Origin of the sequence: Labilibaculum manganireducens (assembly GCF_002843385.1) — a bacterium.
Lineage (GTDB): Bacteria > Bacteroidota > Bacteroidia > Bacteroidales > Marinifilaceae > Labilibaculum > Labilibaculum manganireducens.
The window spans coordinates 111,063-119,377 of sequence record NZ_MVDE01000016.1 but is presented as its reverse complement, the minus strand read 5'-3'; the positions used below and the strand labels follow the sequence as shown (position 1 = coordinate 119,377).

5 protein-coding genes are annotated in these 8,315 nt (G+C 40.8%); 1 reads left to right on the top strand and 4 read right to left on the bottom strand.

Annotation, left to right across the window (positions count from 1 at the left end):
- Positions 1 to 235: 235 nt before the first annotated feature.
- From BZG01_RS11950 to BZG01_RS11940, 3 genes are all read right to left on the bottom strand, one after another.
- Positions 236 to 1,564 carry a 4Fe-4S dicluster domain-containing protein gene (locus BZG01_RS11950; protein ID WP_143470898.1) on the bottom strand — a complete coding sequence of 443 codons (1,329 nt, stop codon included), beginning with the start codon at positions 1,562 to 1,564 and terminating at the stop codon, positions 236 to 238.
- Between the two features lie 457 nt (positions 1,565 to 2,021).
- Entirely contained in the window at positions 2,022 to 4,052 is a 2,031-nt protein-coding gene (locus BZG01_RS11945; RefSeq protein ID WP_101310070.1) for a molybdopterin-containing oxidoreductase family protein, read from the bottom strand.
- A 440-nt stretch (positions 4,053 to 4,492) separates the two neighbouring features.
- A complete protein-coding gene (locus tag BZG01_RS11940; RefSeq protein WP_101310069.1) occupies positions 4,493 to 5,710 on the bottom strand; it encodes an aminotransferase-like domain-containing protein in 1,218 nt (405 codons plus the stop codon).
- Positions 5,711 to 6,403: 693 nt separating this feature from the next.
- Between BZG01_RS11940 and BZG01_RS11930 the strand changes: the two genes are divergently transcribed.
- Entirely contained in the window at positions 6,404 to 6,862 is a 459-nt protein-coding gene (locus BZG01_RS11930) for an Lrp/AsnC family transcriptional regulator (RefSeq protein WP_101310067.1), read from the top strand.
- Positions 6,863 to 7,071: 209 nt separating this feature from the next.
- Here BZG01_RS11930 and BZG01_RS11925 read toward each other — a convergent pair whose 3' ends face one another.
- On the bottom strand, positions 7,072 to 7,635 hold the full coding sequence (locus BZG01_RS11925) for a hypothetical protein (RefSeq protein WP_101310066.1): 564 nt from the start codon (positions 7,633 to 7,635) through the stop codon (positions 7,072 to 7,074).
- Positions 7,636 to 8,315: the final 680 nt, after the last annotated feature.

The window sequence follows — 8,315 nt, the reverse complement described above, 5'->3', positions numbered from 1 at the left end:
CTCACAGTCTTTCCTCGCAGTTGATACGAAATCTATACATTAAGCATAGTTTCTCAATACTGTTCTGACTCGTAGAAAGAAAACAGAATAGGAGGATTATCTGTCAGTGGACATACATAAGCGTTGTTTAGGTCTAATTCTTACTCCTGATTCTGTTCTTATTTTTATCTCATAAATGTAAAAAAGATATATCTAATCTTTTCATGTCGTAAACATACGAGGTCTAAAGACGCTGTCAGGTCTTGTAATTTAGAATTCGTAATTCGTTTTCTGGCGTTATCACATCCGATTCGTGGTAAAATTCCGATCTGTCAATTATTTCTCCTGCAAAAATGATGATCAAAGAAATTGGTAAAATCATTTCAAGATCCAATAAAATATAGGGCAGCAATAAACAAATAATTCTCACTATTGAGAGTATCGGAAAATACCTTATTTCTATTTTCTTTAAGGCTATTTTTCTCCAAACGTATAAACTTCCTTTTGCAAGGATAATTAATTCAACTAGAATTGAAACTTCTTGTAACCAAGCAAATAATAGGACAGCTGTTAAAGTAACCATTCCCGAATGTAATACGAGTCCATCTCTTCGCTTGAGGAATTTATAGACCATATCTACCGAAATCAGACTGAAAATTCCAAAAGCCATGGCCACATAACCAATCATCTGATTTTCGGTGATGATTTGCAGGCCTGTTAATCCCAAAAAGGTAGAGAAAGAAAATATTTCACGGCTCAGCCACGATCCTTTTAGATTGAGAATGAACCGCCACATGCGTAATTTCTTGCCAATGTGCAGGGATGTTAATGCAATTGCCAGTACTGAGACAATCGCAAAAGGAATCAATGACATTTCAGCTTTTCCAAACAAATGAGCCGCCTGCCAACTTGCCAATCCTGCAACAGCCAAAGTGAACAGCACCAAAGTCCATTCTTTATCGAGTGAAACTTTCGATTCCTTTTTTGGCAGGTAGCTTTCCAACTTCTCACTACTAATTTCCACCGCATCTAAATTTTCGATGGCTGGTGTTGTATGCTCTTCGCGCAAGGGAATTAGCTGAATGGATGGTTTGATACCGATATTGACAAAACCCGGGGTGATATAATCTTCTTCAGTTATTTCTTTTTGTCCGAATTCCAAGGCGCCCACCGGACAAGCCTCTACGCAGGCCGGACGTTTCCCTTCAGAAATTCGATCGACACAAAAATTGCATTTCTCAACAATTTTGGTGCTTTTATTCAATTTTGGGGCATCGTACGGACAAGCCCAGGTGCAGTATTTACAGCCAATGCAGGCTTCGGCATGATGAATGATGGCTCCGGTTTTTTCATCGCGGCTGTAAGCCAGCGCCGGACAATTTTTCATGCAGGGAGCCTCTTCGCAATGATTGCAGGCCAATGAAAAATGAAAGACCGGTAAGCTGGGATGCCTCAATTTGTTATGACAGTTTACCTCGCGCCAATTCACCTGCAAGCTGGTGCCGTTTGTGATGCTGCAACCGGCAACACAAGCCATACAGCCAACACACTTATTCGTATTAAATATGAATGCATTTTTATTCACGTTCCTTTAAAATTAGTTCTTAAAGTTAACAATTATCCTCCAGCCGGATGGGCTCTTACTTTTCTCCTTAGATGAGAAAAGTAAGCAAAAGAATCAAGCCTCCCGGATGCTGTTCGCCATTCCATTGCAACAGACTAACCCGAATCGCACCCGATCGGCAAATCCCGCGATAACTCCACTAGATTACTGATAATCTTCTCTTTTTAAGCTTTGATATATTATCAATATTGTCCTATTATTTTTTTGTATTGGGCTATCCGCCCAAGCCCGACTTCATTTTTTGGCTTGATCTAAAAAACGGAAGCAAAAAAAATCAAGGCTACATTTAAATAATCCCCTTTAAAGAAATCATGCACATAATACCATCTAAATGAATAAAGTAAAAGCTATTCTCTAAAACGTTTAGGACGCAATTGATTTCAAACTTATAATTTGTTCTATTATTAATTCATAATTACTAATTCTTAATTCTCTTAATATCTACCCAAGTATTGTGAAAGGCCGTTCCGTGTCCAATATCTGTTTCTTTTCCTGTGGTGAACAGGTTCGGAGCCGCACCATTTATGACCCAATGACCGTTGGTGAGCACCACATTGCCTTGCCGCAAACCCAAATCGAATTGCACTCTTACTTCCGATTTTCCCTGGTGATTGTAAATCTCAACCTTTTCCCTGTTTGCAATTCCTTTTGCTTCGGCATCCAAGGGATGAACGTACAAATAAGCTTCCGGTTCGAATTGTTTGATGACCTCTAAATTTCCAAACTGAGAATGAATTCTGTTTTTGGAATTGGGTGAAATCAACTGCAAGGGAAATTCATTTTGAATGGGCAATGGCACATAGTCTGGCAGTGGATCGATTCCCCATAGCTCCCTGGCTTGTTCGCTGTACAATTCGATTTTACCCGATGGAGTCGGAAACTGATGATCTGCAAAGGGAATCGCCTCGAAAGAATCCGCCAGTTGCGGTCCCTTTTTCAATTCCTCTAAACTCAATTCCGGAAATTCTTTTAAGAATCCATTCAAATATTCTTCAATGGCTTCATCGGTTGGTTTCGGGATGTTTTTGCTGATTGCCGCCTCATCCATGCCCAAACGTTTGGCCAACAGATAATAGATTTCTGTTTCGGGCTTCACCTCTCCGGCTGGTTCCAGTACTTTTTGCTTCAGTTGCACATACGGATTCCAATACGAACCAATGATATCCGATTGTTCGAACATGTTCTTGGCTGGTAAAATAAGATCAGCCTCGTAGGCCGTATCGGTCATGAATTGCTCCACTACCACCCGAAAATCTGCTTTGCGAAAAGCCTTGCGAATGGAATTGGTATCCGGATTTTGCGACAGAGGATTTCCTCTCTCCACCCAAATGAATTTCACTTCCGGATCCTTGATATTCAGTAAATCTTCACCCAATTTAGCTACGGATATTTTTCTGCGGAAACTTGGATGTTCGCAACCCGGAAAGTAGGATTCCGGTTCTTTTACATCGTCGAACACATAGCTTTGCAGATTGGCGTAATGCCAACAGCCGCCTTTTTGGCCAATGTTTCCTGTTATCACGGAAAGTGCCAATAAACAGCGGGTTGTCTGACCGCCGTTTTCGTATCGCTGCAAGCCATACCCCGGAATCAAAGTCATGGGTTTAATCGTTCCGATTTGTTTGGCCAAGTTGCGAATGGCATCTTCCGAAATTCGGCAAATCTGCGATACCTTTTCTATGGTGTAGGCTTCTACCCGCTCTTTGAACGGTTCAAAACCCAATACATTATTCTCTATAAATTCATGATCGATCCAATCATTTTTGATGATTTCCCGCGCCAATCCCAATGCCAATGCCGCATCGGTTCCCGATTTTACCTGAAACAACGAGTTTGCCCGTTCGGTAGATGGTGTTCTTCTTGGATCGATGACTACAAATTTCGCCCCTTTCTCCTGTGCTTTTTCGATAGGAATCATCTCCTGAATGTTCGTCTCGGCAGGATTTTTGCCCCACAAAACAATCAGTTTGGCGTGTTCCAAATCCCAGGGTGCATTGTGTTTGTTGGCTCCCATTGTCAATCGGGCAGCTTCCAATCCGGCAGGCCAGCACAAATTGCCATAAGTGGTTGTCGCTCCTCCGAATAGTTTCCAGAAGTTGATACTCACGCCATTCAACAATCCCGACATACCACTCGATGCAAAATACAGGACGGAATGAGGACCGAAATTCTCTTTGCAATGAGTCAGTTTTTCAGCAATGGTATCCAAAGCTTCCTCCCAGGAAATCCGCTCGTATTTCCCTTCTGCCACCCGCTTTTGCGGATATAAAATTCTCGATTTGGAATTGGCCCGCTCGACATAAGCCAGGCCTTTGATGCATGGTCCCTCGGGGGTTGCCCGATTTTCGGTATGGGGTTCTATGCCTGTGACTGTATTGTTTTCTACCCGAACTTTTATGCTGCAGGTGCTGTAGCAATTTCGCGGACAGGCAGAGGATATTAACTTCATGAGAGTGGATCGTTAAATTTGGCGAAAAATTACTCAAAAAATTGATGACGTACACCGATTGCACCCAATTTAATACAATCTCACAATGAAAACGGACATGCCAACGGACACGCCATGGCGATGTCCCTACGCGATACATTCAATAAAATAATGCAACAAATTGAACCTGATACTTTTTCGTCGCGGAACATTATTCCTCCTCCTATCAACCAATCAGTCGCGACGGATTTCCGTTACCGAAACCATCCCGGGGCGTTGCCCCGGACTGAATTATTTATGCCTTTCAGGCAATTCAATTATTATTTTGTCGAAAAACGTAGGGGCATGACATGTCATGACCATGTTAATTCATCATTCAAATTCAATCGTATAAACCAATCATATCGACAAACAAAACGGACACGACATGGCGTGTCCCTACGCAATGCATTCAAATTATATTAGGCCTCGACCAACATTTCTGCTTTCACAATCTCCGCCAAACGTTTTACACCTTCAATGGCTTTTTCGTTGTTCACATAAGAGAAATTCAAACGAATGGTATTTTTTCCACCTCCGTCGCAATAGAACACATTTCCGGTGACAAAGGCTACCTTCTTCTCAATGGCTTTGTGAAAAAGATCCAAAGCATCCATGTATTCGGGCAAAGTAATAAACAGGAACATGCCTCCTTCCGGACGCGTCCACTTCACCCCTTCAGGCATGTGCTTTTCCAACTGCTCCAGCATTACATCCCTGCGCTGATGATACAGATCGATGGTTTTTTGAAGGTTGCTTTCGAACAAACCCGATTTCATGTAGCCAATGGCAATTTTCTGAACAAAAGTTGGTGTACACAAATCTGCCGATTGCTTGGCAATCACAATTTTCTCGTTAACATCTTTTGGTCCCAAAACCCATCCAATACGGAATCCCGGTGCAAAAATCTTCGAGAAAGTACCTAAAGTGAGTACATGATTATCATTGTCCAATTCATACATCATGCGCTGAGGTTTTCCCTCGAAACGAACTTCGCGGTACGGACAATCCTCTACTATCAGTACATCGTATTGATGCGCCAATTCAATAATCTCCATACGACGCGATTCAGGCATGGTAATGCCTGTTGGATTTTGGAAATCAGGAATTACATAAATAAACTTTGGTTTGATGCCCTGCTGCTTTAGTTCTTCCAGTTTGGCTTCCAAAAGTTTGGCACTCATGCCGTGCTCATCCATTGGCACACCTGCCATTTTTGCTCCATAAGCCTGAAATGCACCAATCCCGCCCAAGTAAGAAGGCAAACCACAGATCACAACATCGCCCTGGTTCACAAAAACTTTACCTACCAAATCCAGTCCTTGCTGCGATCCGGTGGTAATAATCATATTATCCAAAGAACATTCTACACCTTCATCCTGATACTTCTTTAAAAGCAATTCTCTTAGCTCAGTAACACCTTCGGTAGCATCGTACTGCAATACGGCCGCTCCTTCTTCGCGCAGCATTTTCGAAACAATGCTGTCAAGCGCATCAACAGGAAAAGATTCTGCTGCCGGCAATCCGCCTGCAAAAGAGATAATTTCCGGATTTTGTGTCAATTTCAAAATCTCACGAATGGCTGATCGCTTGTTGTTATTGCTGATTTGAGAAAATGTTCCTTTTAAATCGCTGATCATTTCTTTTAATTATTAATTACTAATTGATAATTATTAATTGTTTAAATCTATTACTGAGAGTCTCACTTTAAGTGAGGCCCTCAGGTTTTCCTTATTTACCCCTAAATCCCCTAAAGGGGACTTTTCGCTTCGATTAGAGTTCTCAGCAACATTGAGGTAAGCCCCTTTAGGGGTTTGGGGTAATATAAAAACACCCCTCTGTCCTTCGTCCCAAATTTCGGGATCCCCTGAAAGGGAAAAAAAAATCACCTCATCTTGAATTGTAATCTGAACTTGCAACAAAAAAGTGGACAAAGAGTTAAGTCATGCCGCCATTTTATGTTTGTTTAATAGTTTTCCATATTCTATTGGTGAAAGATAATTTAAAGAAGAATGCCTTCTTTAAGAGGGTATCCGAAAATTTCAATTCCAGTGTCATTCTGATCCCGATGAATCGGGACGAAACATGACCTTTTCAAGTGAAACTGTACTTTTCGGACATCCTCATATTGTGTTTGTTGTTGTGTGTTGTGATCTTTTGTGAAAATCCGTATTCGTTTCCTGTTAAAATACTTTGTAAATGTATAGTTTGCAGGAAATATTTACCAGCACAGAGAATAAATACAGTAAACTGATCTACGCAAACAGAATATGGAAGAATTTATATCTTTGCATCAGGCATTATAATGATATTAGTAGAAAATTTTTCTTCTCATGGATAAACTGGACAAAACCGATCGTAAAATTTTACAGCTGCTGCAGCAGGATTGCCGCATCACCACCAAAGAACTTTCGGAGAAATTGCACCTAAGCAACACGCCTGTGTACGAAAGGGTTAAAAAGCTGGAACGAAGTGGCATTATTAAAGGGTATGTGGCTCGGCTCGACCCCGATAAAATAGACCGGAGCATGATGGTTTTCATCTCTATTCTGCTAACCAAACACACCCGCGATGTGGTGGATAAATTTGAGGCGGAAGTTTTGGCACTGCCCGAGGTGATGGAGTTTTATTACACCTCGGGAAATTACGATGCCTTGCTTAAACTGATGGTGAAAGACATGAAGGCTTTCCAGTTTTTTATTCAGGAGAAACTATCGAAATTTGAACACATCAGCCGTTTCAACAGCACTTTCGTGATTTCATCGGCCGATAAACTGGGCTACGATTTGTAGGGTTTGTTCCCTCTTTCTCTAAAATCCTTTGGTTGAAACCAAAGGCAAAGAATGAATAATCATTGCATAGGATGGGAATCGATTGTCCCCTGCTTTAGCTGAAGCAATTAAAAAAGCATTTCAAAATAATTGGGCTAAAACACCACATAAAAACAAAGACAATGAAAAAAAACCACATCATCATGTGGTTTTTCATCGCATCTTCCTTTTTAAACGGTTTGCCATTCAATTGCTCCCTGCAGTATTAATAAAAGCAAATAACAACAAAATTTAATGGTGAAAGGAATTGGGAGCTTATTAATCACCTTTGTTCTTAACAGGCACAACAATTCAGGAGCTACTTCCTTTATAGCTTCTTTGCTTGGTTTGTCGCAAAAGGCTTCAATTTTTGGGTGATCCTTAAAATGGGGTTTCAGCTCTTTGAGTAACCAAAAAGAAATGTCTCTGATTTTATCACGTACATTTTCAAATTTAACAGGCAGAACGATGTGAGGAATCTTCATGAGCTGCTGATATTCCTGCTCTCTGCTCATTCGTCCCAAATCAAAACCATCCGTATTATCCGGCATTACCCCCAAAGTAAAAGCAGATGATCCAAGCTTTGGCTGTAATAAGTTTTCAGGAAAAATAGCATTAAAAGATGGGGTAATAAGAGATTCTTCTTCCACCGGAAACAAACTGTCTTCGGAAGAGATTTGTGCGAATTCATTGACCAATTCGGTCTCTAGTTCGTCTAATGACAAATTCTGATAATCAATGTCTTTTTCTTTCATTTGTTTGTGTGTTTTTTTGATAAACAAGAAGTTACAACAAATCTGCCAACAACACAAAATTCAAATTTAATTGATGGGATAATGGCCACAAACATCAAATACGGACACGCCATGGCGATGTCCCTGCCATGCACAATACAACAAATCCAAACAAATAATTGGTTCACAAAAACCGTAGGGGCACGACATGTTGTGGCCTTTTATTTTCAGTTGTTCCTGATTTTCAAATTCAATAAAATAGTTGGTTGATGATGACAACAATTTGTGGACTATTTGGAAATTATTGATTGGGATTCGGTGAATGGTCATTTAAACGGACACGCCATGGCGATGTCCCTGCCATGCACAATACAACAAATCCAAACAAATAATTGGTTCACAAAAACCGTAGGGGCACGACATGTTGTGGCCTTTTATTTTCGGGTGTCCCCGATTTTCAAATTCAATAAAATAATTGTTTGATGATGACAACAATTTGCGGATTGTTTGGAAATTATTGATTGGGATTCGGTGAATGGTCATTAAAACGGACACGACATGGCGATGTCCCTGCCATGCACAATACAGCATAAATCCACACAAATAATTGGTTCACGAAAACCGTAGGGGCACGACATGTCGTGGCCGTTTGTTTTCAGGCGCCCGTATTTTCAAAATTCAATAAAATAATTGTTTGATGA